Origin of the sequence: Mycobacterium ulcerans subsp. shinshuense, assembly GCF_002355775.1 — a bacterium.
Classification (GTDB): Bacteria; Actinomycetota; Actinomycetes; order Mycobacteriales; family Mycobacteriaceae; genus Mycobacterium; species Mycobacterium marinum.
Genome location: NZ_AP017624.1, coordinates 5,242,964 through 5,269,589, shown reverse-complemented (window position 1 = coordinate 5,269,589; position 26,626 = coordinate 5,242,964). Strand labels below are relative to the sequence as shown.

General features: G+C 65.5%; 14 protein-coding genes and 4 pseudogenes. 9 read left to right on the top strand and 9 right to left on the bottom strand.

Going from position 1 to position 26,626, the window contains the following annotated elements; genetic code table 11:
- Positions 1-15 precede the first annotated feature (15 nt).
- The 5 genes from SHTP_RS23455 to SHTP_RS23435 form a co-directional block, all read right to left on the bottom strand.
- The gene (locus SHTP_RS23455) at positions 16-1,419 is read right to left on the bottom strand and encodes a nitrate/nitrite transporter (protein WP_096372633.1); all 1,404 of its coding nucleotides are present in this window, start codon (positions 1,417-1,419) and stop codon (positions 16-18) included.
- A 229-nt stretch (positions 1,420-1,648) separates the two neighbouring features.
- The gene (locus SHTP_RS23450; RefSeq protein WP_012392489.1) at positions 1,649-2,194 is read right to left on the bottom strand and encodes a GNAT family N-acetyltransferase; all 546 of its coding nucleotides are present in this window, start codon (positions 2,192-2,194) and stop codon (positions 1,649-1,651) included.
- 26 nt (positions 2,195-2,220) lie between these two features.
- The gene (locus SHTP_RS23445; protein WP_012392490.1) at positions 2,221-3,090 is read right to left on the bottom strand and encodes a 5-oxoprolinase/urea amidolyase family protein; all 870 of its coding nucleotides are present in this window, start codon (positions 3,088-3,090) and stop codon (positions 2,221-2,223) included.
- A gap of 15 nt (positions 3,091-3,105) precedes the next feature.
- Entirely contained in the window at positions 3,106-3,777 is a 672-nt protein-coding gene (locus SHTP_RS23440; protein WP_096371937.1) for a 5-oxoprolinase subunit B family protein, read from the bottom strand.
- 112 nt (positions 3,778-3,889) lie between these two features.
- Entirely contained in the window at positions 3,890-4,882 is a 993-nt protein-coding gene (locus SHTP_RS23435) for an ABC transporter substrate-binding protein (protein WP_096371936.1), read from the bottom strand.
- A gap of 284 nt (positions 4,883-5,166) precedes the next feature.
- Between SHTP_RS23435 and SHTP_RS23430 the strand changes: the two are divergent.
- Positions 5,167-6,531 (top strand): annotated as a pseudogene (locus tag SHTP_RS23430) (MFS transporter); the annotation flags it as partial.
- Here the strand turns inward: SHTP_RS23430 and SHTP_RS23425 are convergent.
- A complete protein-coding gene (locus tag SHTP_RS23425; RefSeq protein ID WP_172900595.1) occupies positions 6,532-7,797 on the bottom strand; it encodes a DNA polymerase domain-containing protein in 1,266 nt (421 codons plus the stop codon). It lies immediately after the preceding pseudogene.
- 67 nt (positions 7,798-7,864) lie between these two features.
- Between SHTP_RS23425 and fadD2 the strand changes: the two genes are divergently transcribed.
- On the top strand, positions 7,865-9,538 hold the full coding sequence (gene fadD2 / locus SHTP_RS23420; RefSeq protein WP_096372632.1) for a long-chain-fatty-acid--CoA ligase FadD2: 1,674 nt from the start codon (positions 7,865-7,867) through the stop codon (positions 9,536-9,538).
- A gap of 445 nt (positions 9,539-9,983) precedes the next feature.
- Here fadD2 and SHTP_RS23415 read toward each other — a convergent pair whose 3' ends face one another.
- Together SHTP_RS23415 and SHTP_RS23410 are read right to left on the bottom strand one after the other, a co-directional pair.
- Positions 9,984-11,336: a WS/DGAT/MGAT family O-acyltransferase gene (locus SHTP_RS23415; RefSeq protein ID WP_172900699.1), complete on the bottom strand. Its 1,353-nt coding sequence runs from the start codon at positions 11,334-11,336 to the stop codon at positions 9,984-9,986.
- 235 nt (positions 11,337-11,571) lie between these two features.
- Positions 11,572-13,758: pseudogene (locus tag SHTP_RS23410) on the bottom strand (acyl-CoA dehydrogenase).
- 23 nt (positions 13,759-13,781) lie between these two features.
- Here SHTP_RS23410 and SHTP_RS23405 point away from each other — a divergent pair.
- A pseudogene (locus tag SHTP_RS23405) lies at positions 13,782-14,329 on the top strand (hypothetical protein).
- On the opposite strand, the gene SHTP_RS23400 reads toward SHTP_RS23405, so the two are convergent.
- On the bottom strand, positions 14,283-14,975 hold the full coding sequence (locus SHTP_RS23400) for a TetR/AcrR family transcriptional regulator (RefSeq protein ID WP_172900594.1): 693 nt from the start codon (positions 14,973-14,975) through the stop codon (positions 14,283-14,285). The pseudogene SHTP_RS23405 and the gene SHTP_RS23400 sit on opposite strands and share 47 nt — an antisense overlap.
- A gap of 88 nt (positions 14,976-15,063) precedes the next feature.
- Here SHTP_RS23400 and SHTP_RS23395 point away from each other — a divergent pair, with 88 nt between their 5' ends.
- The 6 genes and pseudogenes from SHTP_RS23395 to eccCa all read left to right on the top strand — a co-directional run bounded on the left by SHTP_RS23395 (position 15,064) and on the right by eccCa (position 26,625).
- On the top strand, positions 15,064-15,966 hold the full coding sequence (locus SHTP_RS23395) for an oxygenase MpaB family protein (RefSeq protein ID WP_096371931.1): 903 nt from the start codon (positions 15,064-15,066) through the stop codon (positions 15,964-15,966).
- A 227-nt stretch (positions 15,967-16,193) separates the two neighbouring features.
- Entirely contained in the window at positions 16,194-17,804 is a 1,611-nt protein-coding gene (locus SHTP_RS23390) for a PPE family protein (protein ID WP_172900593.1), read from the top strand.
- A gap of 18 nt (positions 17,805-17,822) precedes the next feature.
- Positions 17,823-18,728, top strand: a pseudogene (locus SHTP_RS23385) (class I SAM-dependent methyltransferase).
- A 441-nt stretch (positions 18,729-19,169) separates the two neighbouring features.
- Positions 19,170-21,032, top strand: coding sequence for a type VII secretion system ESX-3 AAA family ATPase EccA3 (gene eccA3, locus SHTP_RS23380; RefSeq protein ID WP_231991205.1), 1,863 nt, complete (start codon positions 19,170-19,172; stop codon positions 21,030-21,032).
- On the top strand, positions 21,029-22,630 hold the full coding sequence (eccB, locus tag SHTP_RS23375; protein ID WP_096371928.1) for a type VII secretion protein EccB: 1,602 nt from the start codon (positions 21,029-21,031) through the stop codon (positions 22,628-22,630). Before eccA3 ends, eccB begins: the two co-directional genes overlap by 4 nt.
- On the top strand, positions 22,627-26,625 hold the full coding sequence (eccCa, locus tag SHTP_RS23370) for a type VII secretion protein EccCa (RefSeq protein ID WP_096371927.1): 3,999 nt from the start codon (positions 22,627-22,629) through the stop codon (positions 26,623-26,625). The genes eccB and eccCa overlap by 4 nt, the downstream gene beginning before the upstream one ends.
- Position 26,626: the final 1 nt, after the last annotated feature.

Here is a 26,626-nt window from a genome sequence, read left to right as displayed (position 1 = left end):
CCCCTGCGACCCCAGTCACACTCGGGCCAGCCGGGATCCGGATGCCGTCCCCGCGGTACCGGCGACCGGGACCGCTCGGCGCCCGTATCTCGACCAGGTCAGAAGCGCGGCGCCGACGTAAAACAGCAGGAAGACCCAATAGGCGGAGGTGTCTGTTCCGGTGCTCAGATAGGACTGTCGCAGCGCCAGATTGATGCCCACGCCCCCGAGGGCGCCAAAGGCGGCGACAAATCCGATCACCGCTCCCGACATGGCCTGTGACCAGCGGCGTCGCTCGAATTCGGTGATCTGGTTCCGGTGGCTGAGCGCCTCGAAGACCGAGGGGATCATCTTGTACACCGAACCGTTGCCCAGGCCGGCGAACGCAAAAAGGGCCAGGAAGCCGCCGATGTAGCCCGCCGTCATCGCCACGGTGGCCGGACCTGGCGTGTGGTCGCCGTGGGTACTGATGGCCACCAACAGCCCGGTAAACAACGCCATCGTGATGAAGACCGCCAGGGTGACCCGGCTGCCGCCGACCCGATCCGCCAGTCGGCCGCCGTAGATCCGGGCCAGCGAGCCCAGCGCCGGCCCGATGAAGGCGAACTCGGCCGCGTGCAGGGCGGCCTGTGCGTGGCTTTGTCCGCTACCGACGAAGTTGATCTGCAGCACCTGGCCAAACGCGAAGGAGAACCCGATCCAGGAGCCGAAAGTGCCCAGATAGAGCAGGGCCAGTACCCAGGTGTCGCGCTGGGTGAGGATGGCCCGCAAATGGCCCACGCCATAGGTGGCGTGCGCCAGGTTATCCATCTGGCGGGCCGCTCCGACGGCGACGACCGTCAACAGCAACAGATACAGTCCACACACCCAATACGGCTGGTGATAGCCGGCGATCGCGATCACCAGCAGCCCCACCAGCTGAATCATGGGGACGCCGAGATTGCCGGCGCCGGCGTTGAACCCGAGAGCGAAGCCTTTGCGCCGATGCGGGTAGAAGGCGTTGGTGTTGGTCATCGACGCCGCGTAGTTGGTGCCACCGCATCCGGTCAATGCGGCGCATGCCAGATACGGCCACAGCGGCAACCCCGGGTGGCTCAGCAACCAGATCGTGCCGATGGTGGGAATGGCCAGCACCGCAATCGAAAACACGGTCCAGTTCCGGCCGCCGAAGGTGGCGTTACCCAGCGGATACGGGATGCGCCGGCAGGCCGCAACAAAGGTGGCTGTGGCGCCGAGCAGGAATTTGTCCGCAGCGGAGAAGCCGTAAACGTCGTAGGGCATGAACAGCACCAACACCGGCCAGAGCGTCCAAACCCCAAAGGCGACGTGGTCGCATGCGGTGATCCACAGCAGGTTGCGGCGAGCGACGGCGTGGTTGCTGGCCTCCCAAGCCTGGGCGTCTTCGGGATCCCAGTGCTCGATCCGATGGTTGCGGTTCATGTTGGCGTCTGCACCTTTCGCCGACGGTGGCGCCGCTTTTCCGGCAAGCATGCGTTGAGAAGTCAGGCGAGTCTCGAGATGAATCACGAATGAAGAGGCATGCGCCACCGCCTGTTTCGATGCTCACATCGATCATGCAAGCCGGTCAACTCGAAGGGGTGGATATGGGCTGAAAGTTGAATCGCAGTTATCTGAAAACTGGCTGGCAGGAAGGCGCGGCGCCGAGGTATTACCAGACGTCTCCCGCGCGCCAGTCGCACATCAATTCGGCGGAGGTGTCCAGGCTGGCATCGACCGGCAGCACAAACACGGTTCCGTCATCATCGGGTGTGGGAGTGGGGCCGGTGGGGGACAGCACCGATGTCGGGCCGTGCCACGGCAACCAGCCTCGAGATGTGTACAGCCGGCGGGCGCCCGCCGAGGAACTGAGCGCCCCCAGTTCGTAGGCGCCACGAATCACTTGCTCGGTGGCGTCCAACACCGCAGTCGCCAGTCCTTGGCCACGCCAATCCTCTCGCACCGCAACACCTTCGACATAGCCACAACGCAGGGCGCTACCGCGGTAGATAAGGCGCCGCTGCACCACGGCGCCGTGCGCGATGATCGCGCCGCGATGCCAGATCAGGGCGTGCATACCGCCCAGGGCGTGTTCCCAATCGTGATCGGTGAAGTCGCCGGCAAAGGCGGCGGTGACCATCTGGCGAATGCCCTGACGCGTCTCACTGTCCAGATCGGCGGTATGGACCAGCCGAGCCGTGTGAACCTCGGTATGCACTATTTCTGTCTACCAGTGCCCGCGCGTCAGCGGCGAGGGCGTGCCCAGTGCAGCCATACGTGCTGACCGGGCCGCACCTGGGCCACCTTGTCGATGTCGTCATCGATCACCACACCCACCACCGGGTAGCCGCCCGTGATCGGGTGATCGGGCCCCAGGATCACCGGTAATCCGTTGGGCGGCACCTGGATTGCGCCGCGAGTGGTCCCTTCGCTGGGCAACTGGCGGTCTGGATTGCGGTGCGTCAGCGGGCGGCCGACCAATCGCGTTCCCACCCGGTCGCTTTGACCGGAGACCACCCAGTCGGTGTGTACCAGCGCTTCGGGATCAACGAACCAGTCATCGCGCGGTCCCGGTATCGCCCGCAGTTCGACCACCCGGTCGGTGATGGCGGCCACCGGCGCCTGGTCGAGTTCCGGATAATCCTGCGAACGGTCGCCGATCGGCAGCACATCCCCGGTCCGTAATGGCGCCGGGCCGATTGCCGACATCACGTCATAGCTGCGTGAACCCAGCACGGGGGTGACGCTGATACCACCGCGCACCGCTAGATAGGTACGCAGTCCCGCATTGGGAGTTCCCAGTGAGATTACCGAGCCATCGCGGACATGATGAATGCTGTTGGTGCCGAACAACGTTCCGTTGACGGTTGGGTCGGTGTCGGCTCCGGTCACCGCGATGTCGATGTCGCCGCCACGAACCCGGGCCGAAAAGCCTCCCAGCGTGACCTCGACGGTCGCCCAGTCGTCGGGATTGGCGACCAAGCGGTTCGCCAGCGTGTGCGAGCGACGGTCGGCCGCCCCGGACCGCCCGACTCCCAGGTGGCCCAGACCGGCCCGGCCGAGGTCCTCGACGATGGCCAACGGCCCGCTGCGCAGTATTTCCAGGGTTATCACGACAGATCCTCCTCGCTACGCCGGCCGGAACTGTACCCACATGCCCTGGATGAGCAGGGCCGGGTTGGGCCGGTCAATGTCCCACAACACCGCTTCGGTATGGCCGATGATCTGCCACCCGCCGGGGGAGTGCCGCGGGTATACCGCGCTGTATTCGCCTGCCAGCGCGACCGACCCGGCCGGCACCGAGGTCCGCGGCTCGGACCTGCGGGGCACCTGCAGCCGAGGATCGCCGCCGATGAGGTAGGCAAACCCGGGCGCGAATCCGCTGAACCCGACGCGCCACCGGGTGGCGGTGTGGGCGTGGATGACCTGTGCGGTGGTCAGACCGGTATGGCTGGCGACCTCGGCAAGATCAGGGCCGTCGTAGATGACGTCGATGACCGGCGCCGGCAGCGGTTCGCCCTGGTGCTCGGACGCGAGCAGGTCGGGGTCGACGGGCAGCCGGCGTATCCGCTGCCGGGTAACCCCTTGGAAGCGGGGACCGGCGAGCTTCACCAACACCGTGCGGGAGGCCCCGACGATGTCGACCACGCCGGGCAGCGCAGCGGCGCGTAGGGTCTGCGTCCACGCCAAGACCTGCGCGGTGCTGTCACACTCCAGCATCAGCGCTTGATCGCCGTAGTCGAAAATGTTGCGCGTCACCATGTCCGCCGCAAGCTCGGTTGAGATATCGGTCATACTCATTCTTCGACGTTAGCCCCGGATTCGACGGTGGGCGAGAAATTTTCGAGCACTGCCAGAAGGGCCTTAGCGGATGCTCAGACCCGCGCGGTCGGTGGCCGAATAATCGGCAATCTCAGCCCAATACCTTCGCGATCAGCGCGGGCAATTCGTCGGCCACCACGGGATAACTCAGGGGCGACGCAAACGCGATCGCGCCGGCCTGATCGCCGGTGGTGAAGACATGGCGTTTCTGCTCGGTCGCCGCTGATGCCGCAATCTCGGGGTCGGCCAGCAACGCCTGTTCGTCTTCGGGGCTCTCGGTCAGCCAGATCAGCACGTCGGCGGAATCGAGCACCTCCTTGATGTGATCGCGCGGGATCACACCGCGTTGATCGACGGCGAAGGGGTTGATGCCCTCGGAGATGACCAGACCCATCTCGTTGAGAAAGTCGGTCCGCCAGCCGGCCATCGTTGCGATGACATTGCCCTGCCAAAGCCGCCCCTGCAGTAACAGTGCTTTTTTGCCCATCCATTGCGGATGCTGTTGTGCCACAGCGGCGAACTTCTGGTCGACGGCGTCGATCAGGGACTTCATCTGCGCCCTCTGAAACACCGCCTCACCGACTGTGCTGGCCTGCAGCTTCCAGGGCTCGAAGAACGCGTCACCGCTCGATTGCGGGATGGTGGGGGCGATCGCAGACAGCTTCTGATAGGTCTCGGCGTCGACTCCGGCGTTGATGGCCACAATGAGATCGGGTTTGAGGTTCGCGATCTGGTCGACCTGAATCCCGTCGTCGAGGCTCAACACCACCGGCTGTGCCGCGCCGAGTTTGGGCTGCGCCCAGGGCCACACCGCGAACGGCTGGTCCCCGAACCATCGGGTGACGGCGATGGGCACGACCCCCAGCGCGAGTAAGTCGTCTTGTTCGGTATAACCGGCGCTGACCACGCGCTTGGGCGGCTCCTTGATGACGGTCTGGCCGAACAAGTGGGTGATGGTCACCGCCCCGGTATCAGCGGTGCCCGCCTGCGGCTTGGATGACGAGCACGCCGCGACCCCGTTGGCGAGCAGCCCTGTGGCCGCCGCGACCTGCAGGAATCCGCGCCGACTCCATCCCTGTTGCATCGCGTGAGATTATCGCGTGCCTGACCGTCACCCCGCCACAGCACCGGCTGGTGCACGCTTGGCCGGGGCACCGTGCGTGCGTGGGTGCGGCGATTTTTCTAACAGCGGGGCCGCGACCGTTGTGATTTTTGCGTTGCGACGACGTAACTGCGACCACCTAGTTCGGTAACAGCCCGTCGTTAGCGTCGACTCGTTCGTGCGTCCTCGGCCCATTCGGCCGCGGATTGGCCGCTCTCTTGCACAGGAGACGTAGATGACCATCACCCCGGTGCCAGCACACCGCACCGCGCGAGCAGCACGTCGGACGCCACTGGATTCATGACTGGCGCCCCGAAGATCCCGAATTCTGGGACACGATCGGCCGGCCGATCGCCCGGCGCAACTTGGTTTTCTCCATCTTCGCCGAGCACATCGGGTTCAGCGTGTGGATGTTGTGGAGCATCGTGGTCGTGCAGATGATGGCCGTTGGCGCACCGGGGCATCCCAGCCATCCCGCCGCGTCGGGCTGGGCACTTTCGCCCAGCCAAGCCCTGTGCCTGGTCGCTGTTCCCAGCGGTGTCGGCGCACTGTTGCGATTGCCCTATACCTTCGCGATCCCGGTTTTCGGCGGCCGCAACTGGACGACCATCTCCGCAAGCTTGTTGGTGATTCCCTGTCTGCTGCTGTCCTGGGCGGTAAGTCACCCCGGCATACCCTTTGTGCTGCTGACGCTGATTGCCGCGACCGCCGGTGTGGGCGGCGGCAACTTCGCCTCGTCGATGGCCAACATTTCGTTCTTCTACCCCGAGAAGGACAAAGGCTGGGCACTGGGCCTCAACGCGGCCGGAGGCAACATTGGCGTCGCGGTAGTGCAAAAGATCATCCCGCCGATCGTGGTCGCCGGTGGCGGGATGGCGCTGGCGCGGGCCGGATTGTTCTATGTGCCGCTGGCGGTCGTCGCCGCGGTCTGCGCCTTTGCGTTCATGAACAACCTCGCCGAGGCGAAGGCCGACGTGAAGCCGGTTTGGCAGTCGCTGCGCCACGCCGACACCTGGATCCTGGCCCTGTTGTACATCGGTACCTTCGGATCCTTCATCGGCTACTCGGCGGCGTTTCCGACACTGCTCAAGACCGTCTTCGATCGCGGCGACATCGCCTTGGGCTGGGCCTTTCTGGGGGCGGGCATCGGATCGGTGATCCGGCCGCTGGGCGGCAGGCTGGCCGATCGCGTTGGCGGCGCCCGCGTCACCGCGGTCAGCTTTCTGATGCTCGCGATCGGGGCGGCCGCCGCGCTGTGGTCGGTGCAGAACGTCAACTTGCCGCTGTTCTTCGCCAGCTTCATGTTCTTGTTCGTGGCCACCGGCATCGGAAACGGATCGACCTATCGCATGATCTCGCGGATCTTCAAGGTCAAAGGTGAGCTCGCGGGCGGTGACCCCGACACGATGGTGCAGATGCGCCGCCAAGCCGCCGGTGCCTTGGGCGTCATCTCGGCGGTCGGCGCCTTCGGTGGGTTCCTGGTGCCCCTGGCCTACGCGTGGTCGAAGGCCCAGTTCGGCAATATCGAACCCGCGCTGCGCTTCTATGTGGTCTTTTTCCTCGCGCTGCTATTCGTCACCTGGCACTGCTACCTACGCACCAAGACTCCGATGGCGCAGCTAGGGGTGTGATCAGCCGTCGGCTCCGGGCCTGCCCCGGCCATCGGGGGGCCGGTAGCCGTGCCACGGGTTGTACTCGGCGATCAGCTCCTCCTGCGGGGGACGCGCCTCGGGCGGTATGTGCTGCAGGTTGATCCGGATGCGGTACCAGATCGAGCTCGGCCCGCGCATGCCGTCCACCAACACATCGGCGGGTTGCAGCCGATCCGCCACCGCGGGATGGCGAGCGCGCCAGGTGTCCAGGGCGGCCATCGCCTCGTCCTTGGTCTTGGTGCGGGCGACTTCGATCAGCGGCATGCTCGGCTGCCGGCGGCCATCGCTGCGCTTGCCCGCGCCGGCGGGAGCGCGCTGGGGCGGGCCCAGTTCCTCGGCCAGCATCAGCAGCCGGTCCAGCGCTCCCACGGCGCCGTCCATGCCCGACCACGGGTCGCCCAATTCTGCGAACCGATCGGGGACGGTGTCGAGGGTGAAGTCCTGCGGATCGCAGTCGGCCACCTCGTGCCAGTGCAGCGGCGTGGACACCCGGGCGTCGGGGTTGGCCCGCACCGAATAGGCCGAGGCGACCGTGCGGTCCTTGGCGTTCTGGTTGAAGTCGACGAACACTCCCTCGCGTTCCTCCTTCCACCAACGGCTGGTTGCCACGCCGGGCATCCGCCGTTCGACCTCGCGCGCGACGGTCTGCGCGGCCAGCCGAACCTGGGAAAACGACCACTGTGGCGCGATCCGGGCATAGACGTGGAAGCCCCGTGAACCAGAGGTCTTGGGCCAGGGCGTGAGCCCATAATCTTCGAGCACTTCGCGGACCACTTGCGCGACGTCGAGGATGCGGCGCCACTCGACACCGGGCATCGGGTCCAGGTCGATCCGTAGTTCGTCGGGGTGATCGAGGTTGCGGGCAAGCACCGGATGTGGATTCAGATCGACGCAACCCAAGTTGATCGCCCAGGCCAGTCCCGCGGCATCGTGGATGACCGCTTCCTGGGCGGAGGTGCCTGACGCGTAGCGCAGCTCGGCAACGTCCACCCAGTCGGGGCGGTTGGTGGGGGCGCGCTTCTGAAACACCGCTTCCACGTCGATCCCTTTGACGAAGCGCTTGAGCATCATCGGCCGGCCGGCCACCCCGCGCAGCGCGCCATCGGCCACCGACAGGTAATAGCGGACCAGATCGAGCTTGGTGCGGCTCGGCCGGTCGCCCTGGCCGGGGAAGACCACTCGGTCTGGGTGGGTGATCTTGACCTGCCGACCGGCCAACTCCAATGACACCACCGGGCCGGTCATGGGAATCAATCGTAATTTCGATGCACTCTATGGTCGCGGTGCGACCGGCGTCACATATGGTGAACTTATGCCTAACCTCAGTGACCTGCCCGGGGTCGCAAAAATTCAGCAATACGTCGACCGCGGGGCGGCCGAACTGCACTACGTGCGCAAGATCATCGAATCAGGTGCGTTCCGGTTGGAGTCGCCGCTGAACTACGCCGCGATGGCAACCGAAATCGCGAAGTGGGGCGAGTTCGGCATGCTGCCCTCGTTCAACGCCAGACGTCATCCGCACCGCGCGGCGTGCATCGACGAAGAGGGCGAATTCACCTACCAGCAGCTCGACGAAGCCGCCCACGCCGTGGCCAACGCCCTGCTGGCCAAGGGGGTATCCGCCGGCGACGGGGTCGCCATCCTGGCGCGCAACCACCGTTGGTTTTTGATCGCCAACTATGGCGCTGCCCGGGCAGGCGCCCGCATCATCTTGCTCAACAGCGAGTTCTCCGGTCCACAAATCAAAGAGGTCTCGGAGCGCGAAGGCGCCAAGCTGATCATTTATGACGACGAGTACACCGGTGCGGTCAGCAAAGCCGAGCCGCCGTTGGGCAAGCTGCGGGCGCTGGGCGTCAACCCCGATTCCGAGGAGGACTCGGGCAGCACCGACGAAACGCTGGCCGAACTCATCGCCCGCAGCAGCACCGCGCCGGCGCCCAAGGCCGGCAAGCATGCGTCGATCATCATTCTGACCAGTGGCACCACCGGCACCCCCAAGGGCGCCAACCGCAGTACCCCGCCGACGCTGGCGCCGGTCGGGGGCATCTTGTCGCACGTCCCGTTCAAGGCCAACGAGGTGACCTCGCTGCCGGCGCCGATGTTCCACGCGCTGGGGTACCTGCACGCCACCATCGCGATGTTCCTGGGCTCGACGCTGGTGTTGCGACGGAAGTTCAAGCCGCAGCTGGTGCTCGAAGACATCGAGAAGCACAAAGTGACCGCCATGGTCGTGGTGCCGGTGATGCTGTCGCGTCTTCTCGACGCGGTCGAGAAGATAGACAAGAAGCCAGACCTGTCCAGCCTGAAGATCGTGTTCGTATCCGGCTCCCAGTTGGGCGCCGAACTGGCCAGCCGCGCACTCAAAGACCTCGGTCCCGTTATCTACAACATGTACGGCTCGACCGAGATCGCATTTGCCACCATCGCCGGGCCCGAGGACCTGCAACGCAACGCCGCGACGGTGGGACCTGTCGTCAAAGGCGTCAAGGTCAAGATCCTCGACGACAACGGCAACGAGGTCTCGCAGGGCCAAGTCGGCCGGATCTTCGTGGGCAACGCCTTCCCCTTCGAGGGCTACACCGGTGGCGGCCACAAGCAGATCATCGACGGTCTGATGTCCTCAGGTGACGTCGGCTACTTCGATGAGCACGGGCTGCTCTACGTCAGCGGTCGTGACGACGAGATGATCGTCTCCGGCGGGGAAAACGTGTTCCCGGCCGAAGTCGAGGATCTGATCAGCGGGCATCCCGACGTGGTGGAGGCCACCGCGCTCGGCGTCGACGACAAGGAGTGGGGCACGCGGCTGCGCGCGTTCGTGGTCAAGAAGCCCGACACCGACCTCGACGAGGAGACCGTCAAGCACTACGTGCGCGACCACCTGGCCCGCTACAAGGTGCCCAGGGAAGTGATCTTCCTCGAGGAGTTGCCGCGCAACCCCACCGGCAAGATCCTCAAACGCGAGCTGCGTGAGATGGAGATCGAGTAGCCGGTCACTGGCTCCGCAGTTCATCGCTGCCCGTAGCGGCTGCGCTAGTTGTCAGGTGGCGGTGTTGGTGACGACCGCCTGGTATCGCCCGGCCGTCGGCGACATCCCCACCGGCATCGCACCGGGCGGTCGGTGTCCACCACCACTAACTGCCCTGCACCTACGAAGTGCCTTCCGGTTCGAGAACCTGAGCCGCCGCAATCCCACGAATTCCCTGCTGGACAGACACTTCCGTACATCTACAGGACGACGACCTCAATCACCGGTGAACAATCCGGGGCGGGGCACGTCGATGCCCAGTGCTCGGCTGAGCCGGGGAGGCGCCTCGCTTTGGAAACGAGGACGGAGTCATGCCGAATTCATCAGTGATCGACTCATTCTTGCTTGCCTGTCTGACGATCCGTGATGAGCAGTTCGCCGGGCGCGCCACGCTGGCAGTGAACTTCTAGAGTCCGACGGCCTGTTCCAGGCCATACAGTGACGTCTCCAGGTGTAGCAGGAGTCGCTGCAAGTGCGGGACACTGCGACGGCACCCGACTAGGCCGAATTCGAGCGTGCCGGCGTTGCTGAGCAGAGTGATGCTCGGCGCCTGACCGTCGTGAGCGATCGACAGTGGATAGATGCTGTCCAGCCGGGCCCCGTGCCAGTACATGGGTTTGGTCGGTCCCGGCAGGTTCGACACAATGACATTGAACGACGGCTTTGTCCATGGGACGAAGCCCGGAACAGCTGTCAGCGTCAAAGGCGCCATATTGAAGGCCCACAACGCTTTTGCCTGCAGCGGGGACAATTCGGAAAATGCCTTCTTGTTTCGGCGCATCGACTGACTGATCATTTCCAGTCGTTTCGCCGGATCCGTGGTGTCGGTCGCGAGACCGCAAAGCACGGTCCCGACCATGGTGCCGCCGGAGTCATCGGTTTGCGAACGCAGGCTAACCGGGACCAAGGCAACTAGCGGCGCATCCGGTAGCGCATTCTGCTCGAGCAAGTACTGGCGCAGCGCACCGGCGCACATTGCCAGCACTACATCGTTGATGGTGACTCCCGCGCATTTCGCTACGGCCCGGAACCGATCCAACGACCATGACTGCGCTGCGCATCGGCGCGCGCCGCCGACCTTCACGTTGAACAGGGTGCGCGGAGCCCCAAATGGCAGGGTCAACTGCTGCTCAACCAGCGCAGCGCGGATCAAGGACACTGTCGATGGACCGAGTGCCATCAGAGATCCCGCCGTGTTGGCCAGCGATCCCAGCCTGGAAGAGCCAACCGCGTGATCCGGCTGCGGGGGCAGATTCCATGGTGCCCGCACTTCGGTGTCGCGAGGGTCATCCGAAAGTGCGCGCTGCAGCAGCATCAATGCCGAGGCACCGTCGAGCAGGGCATGGTGGAACTTGGAGTAGATCGCGAACCGGCCGTCTGCCAACCCGTCCACCACGTGCATTTCCCACAACGGGTAATGGCGATCGAGCAGGTGGCTGTGTAGCTGAGAAACCAATTGGAGCAACTCGCGTACCCTCCCGGGATACGGAAGCACCGAACGCCGCACGTGATAGTCGGTATCGATCTCGTTGTCGTACTGCCAGCCCAGGTTGGTAATACCGCCCAACAATGTTGCGGGGTGCTTGCGGAATGCGGGTTGTCCCTCTCGATTTGCCGCCAGGCATCTATAGATCTCATCGACAAATCCCGGACCGGCCGCGTCGGGAGGAATGAACAGCTGCAAACCGGCCACATGCATGGGGTGCTCGCGGGACTCGGTGAACAGGAAGGACGCATCGGTCGGCATCATCAATTCCATCGAAGTCATTAGACAGCGGGGGCCCATGGCGAGCAACCGGCCTCGATGAAACTGTCGGCGGATCCCACAGTAGAGATCGTGAAATGTGCGGCGCACAACAGGCCGCCGCCGGCATCTTCATTTCATGGCGACGTCGAGTTGCTGGCTGAACCTGATCGAGCCTTGGTTCAAGGAACTGGCCGGTGCGCGAAGCCCGCCGCGGATCGAATCGAATCGCAGACAGACCGCTTGCGGCTTACGGGTCGCGGGGCAGGCCCAGCAACCGCTCGGCGATGATGTTGAGCTGCACCTCGGAGGTGCCGCCGTAGATCGTGGTGGCGCGACTGGATAGCAGGTACTCGCCCCACTTACCGGCCAACTCGTCGGTGTCGCCGATCGCGGCATCCGTGCCGAACGACGACACGGCGAACTCCGCATACCCCTGACCGGTGCGCATCGACAACAGCTTGGATATCGCCGCCGACGGCATGGCGTCCCCACCCGAGAGGGTCAACAGGGTGGAGCGCAGGTTGAGCACCTTGGCGGCGTGACCCTCGGCGATCAGGTGTCCGGCGCGGTGCTGGGCGACCTGATCGAACTGGCCGTCCCGGACGAACTCGACGAACTGCGGCAAGGTGGCCAGGAAGTTGTTGTCGGTGCTGCCAATCGATACTCGTTCGGCGGTCAGGGTGTTGCGGCTGACTTCCCAGCCCCGGTTGACTTCGCCCAGGACACACTCGTCCGGGACGAACACATCGTCGATGTAGACGGTGTTGAACATTTCGTGGCCGGTCAGCTCGCGCAGCGGCTTTACCTGTACGCCTTCGTTTTTCATGTCCAGCAGGAATTAGGTGATGCCGTTGTGCTTGGGTGCGTTCGGGTCGGTTCTGGCCAGTAGCGCGCCCCATTGCGAGTACTGAGCGGCGGTGGTCCAAATTTTCTGTCCGGTGATGCGCCAGCCGCCGTCTACCCGTGTCGCCTTCGTGCTCAGACCGGCCAGGTCCGAGCCGGCGCCGGGCTCCGAGAACAGCTGGCACCAGATCATCTCGCCGCGGAAGGTGGGCGGCAGAAATCGTTGCTTCTGCTCTTCGGTACCGAACGCCACGATCGACGGGAGGATCCACGCCGCGATGCCGACCTGGGGCCGTTTTACCCGACCGGTGCTGAACTCCTGGGCGATGATGACCTGCTCGACCGGGCTGGAGGCCCGTCCCCAGGGCTTGGGCAGATATGGCAGCACCCAGCCGCCTTCGGCGATCGCGGCCTTTCGGGGCTCCCGATCCATCCGCTTGAGGGCCTCCACATCGGCGCGAATCTCGGCCCGCAGCTTCTCGGTGTCGGGATCCAAGTCGATGTCCACCGCTCGCATGCCCGTGGTGGTCGCGGTGTCCACCACCCGCTGCGGGTACTCGACGCTGCGGCCGAAATAGGCCGCCAGCATCAGGGCCCGGCGGTAGTAGACGTTGGTGTCGTGCTCCCAGGTGTAGCCGATGCCGCCGTGCACCTGTATGCAGTCCTGGGTGCAGCGCTGGGCTGCGGCCGGTGCCAGTGTCGCGGCGACGGCCGCGGCGAACTCGATGTGCGGGCTGTCCTCGTCTAGCGCGCGGGCCGCGTCCCACACGGCGGCGGTGGCGCGCTCGGTGTCGGCGATCATCTCGGCGCATTTGTGCTTGATCGCCTGGAACTGGCCGATCGGCCTGCCGAACTGTTCGCGGATCTTGGCGTAACCCGACGCGGCATCGGTGGCCCAGCGGGCTACACCCACCGCCTCGGCCGAGAGCAGGGTGGACATCAGCGCGTGGGCGGTGGTCATGCTCAGATTGCTCAGCACCACGTCATCGCCAACCTCGACGGCGTTGGCGCGGACGTGTGCGACGGGGCGCAGCGGGTCGAGGCTGCGGACCGGTTCGATTTCAAGTTGCTCGGCGCGCAGCACCACCCACTCGTCGCCGCTATCGATGGCGACCGGCAGCACCAGAGTGGAGGCCTGGGCTGCGGCTGGAACCGCGCGGACCTCGCCGCGGATGACCAGCACGCCACCGTCCTCTAGCCCCTGGCGCGTTGTGGTGAGCCCCGAGTCCAGCGCGTAGGCCGCGATGGCGGCACCGCTGGCGAGTTCGGAAAGCACCTTGGCCTCGGGGTCATGCACCGAAATCAGTGCGCTGGCGATCGCCGACGGGACGAACGGACCGGGGACCGCCCCGTAGCCGAATTCGGCCAGCGCCACAGCCAGCTCGAGGATCCCGTAACCCTGTCCGCCGACGGACTCGGCGAGATGAACACCCTGCAAGCCTTGTTCGGCCGCCGCTTGCCAGTAGGGCGGTGGATTCTCGACCGGAGTTTCCATAGCCGCGTGCAGCACTTCCGACGGCGCCACGCGCGCTACCAGTGATCGCACCGAATCGGCCAGGTCCCGATGCTCAGGGGTTATCGCGATCGGCATTGCTCGCCTTCCCTTGCTTAAGCGTGACCGACGCTATCTTGACCGACGATCAAATCGCGGCACTGAGCCCGCAGCAACGGCGTGATCTGATTTCCTGGCTGGAACGGCCGCTTGGCGAGTTGGTGGACCCGACGATCCTCTCCCGGACTCGTCGTATCCGACTGCGGCTCATCATCAGTTGCGCGCTGGTGCTGATCCCGTGGACGGTATTTCTGGGGCTGACCTTGCGGGCAACTACGTGGCGCACAACTGGCCGGCCACTTGGGTGGGCTTCGACATCCTGTTGGTGGCCTTCATGGCGGCTACCGCGGCGCTGGGCTATCTGCGCCGCCAACTGCTGCTGCTGACCGCTTTCACCACCGGTGTGCTGCTGATCTGTGACGCCTGGTTCGATCTGATGACGGCGGGGCCCAGCGACCGCTGGTGGTCGGTGGGGTCCGCGCTGTTCATCGAGCTACCGATAGCCGTCGTGATGATCACCGGGGCGCAACGCATCATGCGACTCACGCTGGCGCGGCTGTGGCTTATTGAGCCGGGGACGCGGCTGTGGCACCTGCCCTTCTTCCCCTGAGGCCGTAAAGCCTGGGATCGGAGAGTTCATCGAGCAGCGAAGCCAGCTGGTCGACGAGCTGGCCGGGCTCGAGTTCGACGTCGCCCTCGATCCAGGCGCTGATGGTCTGGGCAACGCCGCCGACGATGAAGTGCGCGCCCACCTTGATCCGGTCGTTGGCCGGGATTCTGAGCGCATCGCCGGCATGCTGGCCCGACAGCATGGCGAACAGTGCGCTGGATTCGGTGCGCTTGCGCACGACCACGGGATTGGCCAGGTGGGTGCTGAAGAGCAGCCGCCCGATGCGGGCGTCACCGACGATGGTGCGCACAATTTCGGCGATCCCGGCGCGGGCCTGCTCGGGAGGGGGCACCGTCGCAACCGCGGCCTGGATGGTGGTGGCCAGATCGCCGACCACCCAGTCGAAGACCCCGCCGATGAATTCATCCTTGTCGGGGAAGCTCTCGTAGAAATAGCGTGCCGACAGGCCGGCCTGGCGGCAGATGCCCCGCACCGTTAGCTCGGCGATATCGCGATCGCTGGAACCGAGCAGTTCCAGCCCGGACTCGAGTAGCTGGCTGCGGCGAGCTGCGAGCCGTTCGGTCGCCTCCACTCCCCGGTACGGACGCATGCTTGGGGCGCTGGACCCCTCGGTATTACTAGTCATTGCCAAATATCTTGACATTAAAGCGGTAGCACGACACCATCGGGAAACAGGTGTTTTCACAATTGATACCCGCGGGCAGGGGGTTTCGGTGACGATCCAGGAGGCGGCGGGCCGGCTTGCGCCGCATGCCGAGCGGCCGATCTCTGACCCGCCGCGCCAGGTCAGGCAGCGAAAACGCGGCGGTTTCGGGAATGGGCTGATGGGGGTGGCGCTGCTGGCCGGTCCGGCCAACGTGATCATGGAGTTGGCGCGTCCTGGAGTTGGACACGGCGTGATGGAAAGTCGGGTCGAAAGCGGTCGAATCGACCGCCACCCGATAAAACGGGCCCGAACCACCTTCACCTACGTTGCGGTGGCCAGCGCCGGCACCGATGAGCAAAAGGCCGCCTTTCGCCGTGCCGTGAACCGGGTCCATGCCCAGGTCTACTCGACACCGGAGAGCCCGGTGAGTTACAGCGCCTTCGACGTGGAGCTGCAGCTGTGGGTGGCGGCCTGCCTGTATAAGGGCGGCGTTGATATCTATCGAACTTTCGTCGGCGAGATGGACGACGAGGAGGCCGATCGCCACTATCGCGACGGCATGTCGATGGGCACCACCCTGCAGGTGCCCGCCGAGCTGTGGCCGCCGGATCGGGCCGCCTTTGATCGGTACTGGCAGGAGTCGCTGCAGAAGATCCACATTGATGACGCCGTGCGCGAATATCTGTATCCGATCGCCGCGTCCCGGGTGCGCGGGGTTGCCCTGCCGGGCCCGCTGCGGCGGTGGTCGGAAGGCTTGGCGCTGCTGATCACCACCGGTTTTCTGCCGCAGCGGTTCCGTGACGAGATGCGGTTGCCCTGGGATGCGGCCAAGCAACGGCGGTTCGATCGGTTGATTGCCGTGGTGGGTGCGCTGAATCGGATGATGCCGCGAATCGTGCGCGAGTTCCCGTTCAATTTCATGCTCTGGGACCTGGACCGCCGGATCAGGACCGGCCGTCGGTTGGTGTAACGCCCGAGCGGGCGGTCCGGCCAACGCGGCTGACTCTCCATCTTGCGGAAGGGGCGTGGACTTCGGCGCGCCCTGACCAGATCCGTTCGGCCCGATCCGTTGGGCCGCCCACCGGCGTTGATGGGCCTGATGGCGGCCTCCAAAACCCCCAGGAAGTGGTTTCCCGCCGGACTTGCAATGTGGCCGTCCGTGGTGTCGAATGTCGATAATGACAATCATATTCATCTATGGCAGTGCTGGCAGTGCTGGCAGTGCTGGCAGTGCTGGCCGTGGTGGCTCCGGTGTGGTTCGCCTCGCCGCCTGAGGTGCATTCGGCCCTGCTCAGCAGCGGCCCGGGGCCGGCGTCGCTGCTGTCGGGGGCTGCGGCGTGGGCGGGGTTGAGCACCGAGTACGCGTCGGTGGCAGACGAACTCATGGGCGTGCTCGCAGCGGTGCAGGGCAGGGCCTGGGAGGGGTTGAGCGCAGAGCTGTATGTGGCCGCCCATGTGCCATACCTGATGTGGCTGATGCGGGCCAGCGCGACCAGTGCGCAGGCGGCTGCACAGCATGAGGCGGCGGCCGCCGCCTACACCACCGCATTGGCGGCCATGCCGACCATGCCGGAGCTGGCCGCCAACCACGTCATCCACGGGGTCTTGATGGCGACGAACTTCTTCGGCATCAACACCATTCCGATCGCCGCCAACGAGGCCGACTACGTCCGAATGTGGATTCAAGCGGCGACCACCATGTCGACCTATCAAGCGGTATCCGCGGCCGCCGTGGCGTCGACGCCACCGAGCACTCCGGCTCCGCGCATCCTGGCAGCGCCGGCCGCCGCCCATGACCATGACCATGACCATGGGGGCGATCCCACCCCGATCGACTACTTCGTTGCCGAGGTACTGCGCATCATCAGCGGCGGCAGGATCATCTGGGATCCCGCCGAAGGGACCGTGAACGGCATCCCCTACGACGACTACGTCAACGCAGCCCAACCGATCTGGTGGCTGGTTCGTGCCCTGGAGTTCGGTCAGGACTTTCAGACCTTCATCAAGGAATTGTTCACCAATCCGATCGGCGCCATCGAGTTCATGGTCGAACTCGTCTTGTTCGATTGGCCGACGCACATCGCCCAGATCATTCAAGCGCTGGCGCAATCCCCGCAGTTGCTCGCCGTTGCACTCGGCGGCGTTGTTGCCAATCTGGGGGCGATATCGGGATTGGCCGGGCTATCCGGGCTGGCCGGTCTGCATTCGGCCGCCCTTCCGGCCGCCATCGCGCCGATCGCCGCGCCGATGCCGCCCGGCGTTGCGTTGGCCCCCACGGTCGCCGCGTCGGTGGCGGCGCCCACGCCGCCATCTGCACCGCCGTCCGCGGCGAGCACGGTGGCCAACGCCGCGCCGCCGCCCCCGCCCGCCCCGGCCGCAGCGGGCTTCGGGTTCCCCTTCGTGGTGGGGGGTGGTCCCGGTATCGGCTATGGCGAAGGCATGAGCGCCAGCGCGGCCGCGAGCGCCAGGAGAAAGGCGCCGGAGCCGGATTCCGCGGCGCTGGCCGCCGCGGCGGCCGCGCGCGAGGAGGCACGTCGGCGTCGGCGCAAGCGCAAGACGGAACGTGGCTACGGCGAGGAGTTCATGGACGTGGAGGTCGATCCGGACTGGGGCGGACCCCGTGACGATGAGCCGGTGGCCTCGACGCAGGGTGCCGGGCGACTGGGATTCGCCGGCACGGTGCACAGCGAATCGGCCGCCACGGCGGCGGGGTTGACCACCCTGGTCGCCGACGAGTTCGGTGGCGGTCCGAAGATGCCGATGCTTCCGGGTACCTGGGACACCGACTCGGATGCGCCGAGCGACTAGCCGCGTAATGTCGGTTGGGTGCGTAGCGAAGGCGATAGCTGGGACATCACCACCAGTGTTGGGTCGACGGCACTATTCGTCGCCACGGCACGTGCACTAGAGGTGCTGAAGCCCGACCCCTTGGCCGTGGACCCGTACGCGGAGCTGTTCTGCCGCGCCGTCGGCGGTTCCTGGGCCGACGTCTTGGACGGCAACGCAGCGGACCACGAATTGCAGAGCGACGACTTTGGCAAGCGCTTCGTCAATTTCCAGGGTGCCCGCACCAAGTACTTCGACGCCTACTTCCGCCGCGCGGTCGAGGCGGGGGTGCGGCAGGTGGTGGTCTTGGCGGCGGGGCTGGATTCGCGCGCCTACCGATTGTCCTGGCCGGACGGGACCACCATCTTCGAGTTGGACCGACCTCAGGTCCTCGATTTCAAGCGTGAGGTGCTCGGTGGCCATGGTGTTCGGCCGCGCACCGAGCGTCGGGAGATCGCCGTCGATCTCCGAGACGATTGGGCCCAGGCGCTACGGGACAGCGGCTTTGATGCCGAAGCTCCGTCGGCGTGGATCGCCGAAAGGTTGCTGATTTATCTGCCCGCTGCGGCGCAAGAGCAACTGTTTACCGGCATCGACAGCCTGGCCTGCCTCGGCAGTCATGTCGCGGTGGAGGATGGTGCACCGCTGCCCGACGCGGAGTTCGCCGCCAAGTTGGAGGAAGAACGCGCCGCCGTGGCTGCTGGAGGTGAGCGGCCGTTTTTCGAGCTGCTCTACAACTAGCGATGTGCCCCGGCCGCCGACTGGTTTAGCGAACACGGCTGGACCGCGCTGGGCACCCCGTTGAACAACTACCTGCGCGAGGTGGGCCGACCGGTACCCGGTCCCGGGTCCGAGGTTGCGGCGATGTTCGCGCGCAACACCCTGATGAGCGCCACCAAGCCCTGATCAGCGATTCGATGCCGTTATCGATGCCGGATTCGGTTCGGCTCGGAACTTCTGGATGCCCGGATCCGACCACTGGGCGGCTTGTGGTTTACGCCGCCCAGGCGATGCGTTCTGCGGGTGATCAACCGTGGTGAGGGGTCGGCTGGTGGGTGGTCCGGGCGTCAACCAAGGTTTGATAATGAAAATCATGGTCACTACTCTGGAGTGCTTGGTGACGCTCGGTGGGCTCGTCTGGGGAGGAAATATTCATCATGTGGATGCAAGCTGTGTGCAGTAGTCCGCCGGGGGACTATAAGTTGCAGTTCAGCGCACTGGGGCGCGAGGTCCGGTGGCGAGTAACGTGCTCGCAATCACCTCGACAGTTAGCTTATGCAATGCTAACTTCAGGGCTGATTTTGACGGTAGTTCAGAACAACGCGAGGTTCAGGAGACAGCAGAAGCGTGAAACGTGGTGATATCGGCATGCCTGCTGCTCAGTCCCCTACGTCGCGGGTAAGCGGCCGGGTGGACGCTGACGTTGTCAGCCGGTTCGCGACCTGCTGCCGCGCGCTTGGCATCGCGGTTTATGACCGCAAGCGCCCAGCTGACCTGGACGCCGCACGATCGGGTTTCGGTGCGCTGACCCGGGTCGCCAGCGATCAGTGTGACGCATGGACCGGATTGGCGGCCGCCGGAGATCAGTCAATTGGAGTCCTCGAGGCGGTCTCGCGGACCGCGGGTACGGCCGGTACGTTGCAGCGCCACGTGGAGTTGGCGGCCGGGTCGTTGGGCTTTCTCTACGACACCGGCCTTTATCTGCGGTTTCGGGCGACCGACCCGGATGGCTTTCATCTCGCGTACGCGGCGGCACTGGCGCTGGCGGGCGAATCGACGCAATTCGCCAAGGCCAACGAGTTGGTGTCGGGCATTGTCGACCGCCGGCCGAGCTGGCGCGACGCGCGCTGGCTCGCGGTCGGCATCAACTACCGCGCCCAGCGTTGGTCGGATGTCGTCAAGCTGCTGACCCCGATCGTCAACGACTCCGAACTTGACGAGGCCTTTGCGCACGCGGCCAAGATCACCCTGGGCACCGCGCTGGCCCGGTTGGGCATGTTTGCCCCGGCGCTGTCCTACCTCGAGGAACCGGACGGCCCCGTTCCGGTCGCCGCGGTCGATGGCGCACTGGCCAAGGCGTTGGTGTTGCGTGCCCACGTGGACGAGGAGTCGGCAAGCGAAGTCCTGCAGGACCTGTATGCCGCCCATCCGGAGAACGAGCAAATCGAGCACGCGCTCTCCGACACCAGCTTTGGGATTGTGACCACCACGACAGGTCAGATCGACGCTCGTACGGACCCCTGGGATCCCGAAACCGAGCCTAGCGCCGACGACTTCGTCGACCCCTCCGCCCACGAGCGCAAGGGCGTGCTGCTGCACGAGGCCGAGCTTCAGCTGGCCGAGTTCATCGGACTGGAAGAGGTGAAAAACCAGGTTTCCCGGCTGAAGAGTTCGGTGGCCATGGAGCTGGTGCGTAAGCAGCGGGGGCTTGCCGTAGCTCAGCGCACCCACCACCTGATCTTCGCCGGCCCGCCCGGGACCGGTAAGACGACGATTGCGCGCGTGGTTGCCAAGATCTATTGCGGCCTTGGTCTGTTGAAGCGGGAGAACATCAGGGAGGTGCACCGCGCCGACCTCATCGGCCAACACATTGGCGAAACCGAGGCCAAGACCAACGCCATCATCGACAGCGCACTGGACGGGGTGCTGTTCCTCGATGAGGCCTACGCGCTGGTAGCAACCGGCGCCAAGAACGACTTCGGGCTGGTGGCCATCGACACCTTGCTGGCCCGCATGGAAAACGACCGTGATCGGCTGGTGGTGATCATCGCCGGTTACCGGGCCGACCTGGACAAGTTTCTGGATACCAACGAGGGCTTGCGCTCGCGATTCACCCGCAGCATCGACTTCCCCTCGTACACCTCACACGAGCTGGTGGAGATCGCACACAAGATGGCCGAACAGCGCGACAGCATCTTCGAACCGGCGGCGCTGCAGGACTTGGAGGGACTGTTCGCCAGGCTGGCGGCCGGCTCAACTCCGGACTCCAACGGAGTCTCGCGGCGCAGCCTCGACATCGCCGGCAACGGCCGGTTCGTGCGTAACATCGTCGAACGTTCCGAAGAAGAACGCGAATTCCGGCTCGACCACTCCGAGCACGCTGGATCCGGCGAGTTCAGCGATGACGAGCTAATGACAATCACCGGCTCCGACGTGGGCAGGTCGGTTGAACCGCTGCTGCGCGGCCTGGGTCTTTCGGTGCCCGCATGACGACCAATGAGCCCGATGGCGAATGGGCCGGTGCCCGGCGATCGTTCACGTCGCGTACCCCGGTCAACGACAACCCCGACAAGGTCGAGTACCGGCGCGGTTTCGTCACCCGTCACCAGGTGACCGGTTGGCGGTTCGTGATGCGCCGCATCGCTTCGGGTATCGCGTTGCACGACACCCGGATGCTGGTCGACCCGTTGCGCACCCAGTCGCGTTCGGTCCTGATGGGTGTGCTGATCTTCATCACCGGTTTGGTTGGCTGCTTCGTATTCTCGCTCATCCGGCCCAACGGCCAGGTGGGGAGCAACGCGGTATTCGCCGATCGGTCCACCGCCGCGCTGTACGTGCGGGTCGGAGACACCCTGCACCCGGTGCTCAACCTGACCTCCGCCCGGCTGATCGTTGGCCACCCCGTCAACCCCACGACGGTGAAAAGTACTGAGCTGGACCGTTTTCCGCGCGGCAACCTGATCGGCATTCCTGGTGCCCCCGAGCGGATGGTGCAGAGCGAGGCCCGCGACTCCGACTGGACGGTGTGCGACGCCATCAGCAGTGGGTCGCAAGGCGGCAGCGCCGCCCACAGCACCGGCGTTACGGTGATCGCCGGCTCGCCGGAGCCCAGCGGCCACCGGGCAACCGCGCTCGGCGCCGGGCAGGTGATTCTGGTCAATGACGGCACCAGTAGCTGGCTGCTGTGGGACGGCAAGCGCAGCCGGATGGACCTGGCCGACCATGCGGTCACCAATGCGCTGGGATTTGGCACCGACCTGCCCGCGCCGCGACCCATCGCGCCGGGTTTGTTCAACGCGATACCGGAGGCGGCACCGCTGGCGGCACCGGCCATTCCCGACGCAGGCAATCCGGCGGCCTTTGCCGTGCCCGGGCCTATTGGCTCAGTGGTTCAGGCTTACACCCTGGGTGACAACAGCATTCAGTACTATGCCGTGCTGCCGGACGGACTGCAGCCGATCTCGCCGGTGCTGGCTGCCATCCTGCGCAACACCAACTCCTACGGTCTGCAGCAGCCGCCGCGGATCGGTGCCGATGACGTCGCCAAGCTGCCGGTGTCGCGAATGCTGGATACCACCCGCTATCCCGCCACACCGATGCACCTTGTCGACACCGAAAGCAATCCCATCACCTGCGCCTACTGGAGCAAACCGGTCGGTGCGACGACCAGCTCGCTGACCTTGTTGTCCGGAGCGGCGTTGCCGGTGCCCGACGCGGTCCACACCGTCGACTTGGTGGGTGGCGGATCGCAAAACGGTGCTGTGGCAACCCGAGTTGCCCTGGCGCCAGGTACCGGCTACTTCACCCAGACCGCTGGTGGTGGCCCTGCGGCGCCGCCCACCGGGTCGTTGTTCTGGGTCTCCGACACCGGGGTGCGCTACGGCATCGACACCGAAGGGGAAGGCGGCCGCAAGACGGTTGAGGCGCTTGGGCTGCAAGATCCCCCGGTACTGATTCCGTGGTCCGTCCTGTCGTTGTTCGCGCCAGGCCCGACGCTGTCCCGCGCCGACGCACTGATGGCCCACGACGGGTTGGCACCTGACAGCAAGCCGGGTCGTCCGGCATCGGCCGAGGGGGAGCCCCGATGAGCAGACTGATCTTCGAGGCCCGCCGGCGGCTGGCGCCGCCGAATACCCGCAAGGGCACCATCACCATCGAAGCTCCGCCGGAGTTGCCGCGGGTGATTCCGCCGTCGATGTTGCGGCGTGCGATGCCTGTTCTGATCGTGATCCTCATCGTCGGAATGATCATCGCCCTGGTGGCGACCGGGATGAAGATGATTTCCCCGCAGACCCTGTTCTTCCCCTTCGTGCTGCTGCTGGCCGCGACCGCGCTCTTCCGCGGCAACGACAAGAAGATGCGCACCGAGGAAGTCGACGCCGAACGGGCCGATTACCTGCGTTATCTGTCGGTGGTGCGGGACAACATCCGGGCCCAGGCGGCTCAGCAGCGGGCCGCGGCGCAGTGGTCCCATCCCGACCCGGACGCGTTGGCCGCGGTACCCGGATCTCGTCGGCAATGGGAGCGCGACCCGCACGATCCCGACTTCCTGGTGCTGCGGGCCGGCCGCCATTCCGTGCCGCTCACCACCACCCTGCGGGTTAGCGACACCGCGGATGAAATCGACTTGGAGCCGGTGTCGCACAGTGCATTACGTAGCCTGCTCGACACCCAACGCACGGTTCGTGACGTGCCGACCGGGATCGATCTGACCAAGGTCTCGCGGGTCACCCTCGTCGGGGACCGTGCCCAGGTGCGCGACGCGCTGCGGGCCTGGGTTGCCCAAGCGGTGACCTGGCACGACCCGACGGTGCTGGGAGTGGCGCTGGCCACCCGCGACCTGGAAAGCGGCCAGTGGTCCTGGCTGAAGTGGTTGCCGCACGTCGACATCCCCGGTCAGGCCGACGGCGTGGGCCCGGCCCGCTACCTGGCGGCCGACCCCGATGACCTGGTCGAAATGTTGGCTCCCGCGATACTCGATCGCCCCGCCTACGCCGGCTCAGCAGCAGACGCGTTGCGGCACTTGCTGATCGTGGTCGACGATCCCGACTACGACATCAACGCGTCGATGCTGGCGATGGGCCGCGCCGGGGTCACCGTCGTACACTGTTCGTCCACCCTTCCGCACCGCGAGCAGTATTCGGATCCGGAGAAGCCGATCCTGCGCATCGAGGATGGCGCCATCACCCGCTGGCAGACCGGCGGCGGCTGGCAGGCCTACATTGACCACGCGGACCAGTTGGGTGCCGACGAAGCCTCACACCTGGCCCGCCGGCTGTCGCGGTGGGATTCCAACCCAACGCATGCCGGGCTGCGCTCGGCGGCCACCCGCGGCGCGAGCTTCACCACGCTGCTGGGCATCCCGGACGCTTCACAGCTGGATGTACAGGCAATCTGGGGCCAGCGCCGCCGCGACGACGAGTTGCGCGTGCCGATCGGCATCACCGCCAGCGGCGAGCCGTTGATGTTCGACCTCAAGGACGAGGCCGAAGGCGGGATGGGGCCACACGGCCTGATGATCGGCATGACCGGGTCCGGGAAATCCCAGACCCTGATGTCGATCTTGCTGTCGCTGTTGACAACTCACTCAGCGGAGCGGCTCATCGTCATCTACGCCGACTTCAAGGGTGAGGCCGGGGCGGACAGCTTCCGGAATTTCCCTCAGGTCGTCGCGGTGATCTCCAACATGGCCGAGAAGAAGTCGCTGGCCGACCGGTTCGCCGACACCCTGCGCGGTGAGGTGGCTCGTCGCGAGACGCTGTTGCGCGAGGCCGGCCGCAAGATCCAGGGCAGCGCCTTCAACTCGGTGCTCGAATACGAGAACGCCCGGGAATCGGCGGGCGTTGCCGGACTTGACCTTCCCCCGATCCCGACGCTGTTCGTGGTCGCCGACGAGTTCACCCTGATGCTGGCCGACCATCCCGAGTACGCGGAGCTGTTCGACTACGTGGCTCGTAAAGGCCGGTCGTTCCGCATCCACATCCTGTTCGCGTCCCAGACCCTCGATGTCGGCAAGATCAAGGACATCGACAAGAACACCTCCTATCGGATCGGGCTGAAAGTCGCCAACGCCAGCGTTTCTCGCCAGATCATCGGGGTAGAGGACGCCTACCACATCGAGGCGGGCAAAGAGCACAAGGGCGTCGGCTTTCTGGTTCCGGCGCCGGGTGCGGCCCCGATCCGGTTCCGCAGCACCTACGTCGACGGCATCTACGAGCCGCCCCAGCAGACCAAGACCCGGGTTGTGCACAACATCCCGGAGCCCAAGTTGTTCACCGCCACCGCGGTGGAGCCGGATCCGGACACCGTCATCTCCGAGGTCGAAGAGGAGCACCCCGTTGGTCCGCCGCGCAAGCTGATCGCAACGATCGGAGAACAGCTGGCCCGCTACGGTCCGCAGGCGCCGCGGCTGTGGCTGCCGCCGTTGGACGAGCCCATCCCGTTGAGCACGCTGCTGGCCACGGCCGGGGTGGCGCAACGACAATGGCGCTGGCCCCTCGGCGAGATCGACAAGCCATTCGAGATGCGCCGCGACCCGCTGGTGTTCGATGCAACCTCGTCGGCCGGGAACTTGGTGATCCATGGTGGTCCCAAATCCGGAAAGTCCACCGCGCTGCAGTCGTTCATGCTGTCGGCCGCCAGCCTGCATTCGCCCAGCGAGGTCACGTTCTATTGCCTGGACTACGGCGGGCAACTGCGGGCGCTGCAGGACCTGGCCCACGTCGGTAGCGTCGCATCCGCACTGGAACCCGAACGCATTCGGCGCACCTTCGGTGAGTTGGAGCAGTTGCTGCTGGCGCGTCAGCAGCGCGAGGTGTTCCGGGACCGGGGTGGAAACGGTCAGGCCCATGGTTCGGTCCCCGACGACGGTTTCGGCGAGGTATTCCTGGTCATCGACAACCTGTACGCGTTCAGCCGCGACAACACCGACCAGTTCAACACTCGTAACCCGTTGCTGGCCAGGGTGACTGAGTTGGTCAATGTCGGCATGGCGTACGGGATCCACGTCATCATCACCACCCCCAGCTGGCTGGAGGTGCCGTTGGCGATGCGCGACGGTCTCGGGATGCGTCTCGAACTGCGGTTGCACGACGCGCGGGACAGCAACGTGCGGGTGGTCGGCGCGCTGCGTCGACCGGCCGAATCCGTTCCGCACGACCAGCCCGGCCGCGGGCTGACCATGGCCGCCGAGCATTTCCTGTTCGCCGCGCCAGAGCTGGATCAGGTGCCGGCAATCAACGCGCGCTACCCGGGCATGGCCGCCCCACCGGTGCGGCTGTTGCCGATCGACCTTGCCCCGGACGCGGTCGGAAACCTCTACCGCGGCCCGGATCAGATCGTCATCGGTCAGCGCGAAGAAGACTTGGCGCCGGTGGTGCTCAACCTTGCCGAGAACCCGCTGTTGATGGTGTTCGGTGACAGCAAATCGGGCAAGACGACCCTGCTGCGCCACATCATCCGCACCGTTCGTGAGCACTCCACCGAGGATCAGGTGGCTTTCACCGTGCTGGATCGACGGCTGCATCTCGTTGACGAGCCGTTATTCCCCGAAAACGAGTACACCGCCAACATCGACCGGATCGTCCCGGCGATGCTGGGCCTGGCCAACCTGATCGACTCACGACGGCCGCCGACGGGCATGTCTGCCGCGGAGCTGGCCCGGTGGACTTATCAGGGCCACACCCACTACCTGATCATCGATGACGTTGACCAGATCCCGGACACGGCCGCGATGTCGGGTCCCTTTGCCGGGCAGCGGCCGTGGACACCGCTGATCGGTCTGCTGGCCCAAGCCGCAGATCTCGGGTTGCGGGTGATCGTCACGGCGCGCGCGTCCGGATCGGCGCACGCGCTGATGACCAGCCCGCTGTTGCGCCGGTTCAACGATCTGCAGGCGACCACGTTGATGTTGGCGGGCAACCCGCAAGACAGCGGCAAGATCCGCGGTCAGCGGTTCAGTCGCCTACCGGCGGGACGAGCGATGTTGTTGGGCGACAGTGATGATCCGACGTACGTGCAATTGGTCAATCCGCTTGTCGGTGAGGCCGCGACAGTTACTGAAACGCAGCAGAAGGGAAATTAGT

What these genes read in the sequence shown, in the direction of transcription:
- SHTP_RS23425 (WP_172900595.1), bottom strand. Translation starts at nt 7,797, where the DNA reads ATGACCGGCCCGGTGGTGTCATTGGAGTTGGCCGGTCGGCAGGTCAAG.
- SHTP_RS23390 (WP_172900593.1), top strand. Translation starts at nt 16,194, where the DNA reads ATGGCAGTGCTGGCAGTGCTGGCAGTGCTGGCAGTGCTGGCCGTGGTG.
- eccB (WP_096371928.1), top strand. Translation starts at nt 21,029, where the DNA reads ATGACGACCAATGAGCCCGATGGCGAATGGGCCGGTGCCCGGCGATCG.
- fadD2 (WP_096372632.1), top strand. Translation starts at nt 7,865, where the DNA reads ATGCCTAACCTCAGTGACCTGCCCGGGGTCGCAAAAATTCAGCAATAC.
- eccCa (WP_096371927.1), top strand. Translation starts at nt 22,627, where the DNA reads ATGAGCAGACTGATCTTCGAGGCCCGCCGGCGGCTGGCGCCGCCGAAT.
- SHTP_RS23455 (WP_096372633.1), bottom strand. Translation starts at nt 1,419, where the DNA reads ATGAACCGCAACCATCGGATCGAGCACTGGGATCCCGAAGACGCCCAG.
- SHTP_RS23400 (WP_172900594.1), bottom strand. Translation starts at nt 14,975, where the DNA reads ATGACTAGTAATACCGAGGGGTCCAGCGCCCCAAGCATGCGTCCGTAC.
- SHTP_RS23415 (WP_172900699.1), bottom strand. Translation starts at nt 11,336, where the DNA reads ATGGAATTGATGATGCCGACCGATGCGTCCTTCCTGTTCACCGAGTCC.
- SHTP_RS23435 (WP_096371936.1), bottom strand. Translation starts at nt 4,882, where the DNA reads ATGCAACAGGGATGGAGTCGGCGCGGATTCCTGCAGGTCGCGGCGGCC.
- SHTP_RS23440 (WP_096371937.1), bottom strand. Translation starts at nt 3,777, where the DNA reads ATGAGTATGACCGATATCTCAACCGAGCTTGCGGCGGACATGGTGACG.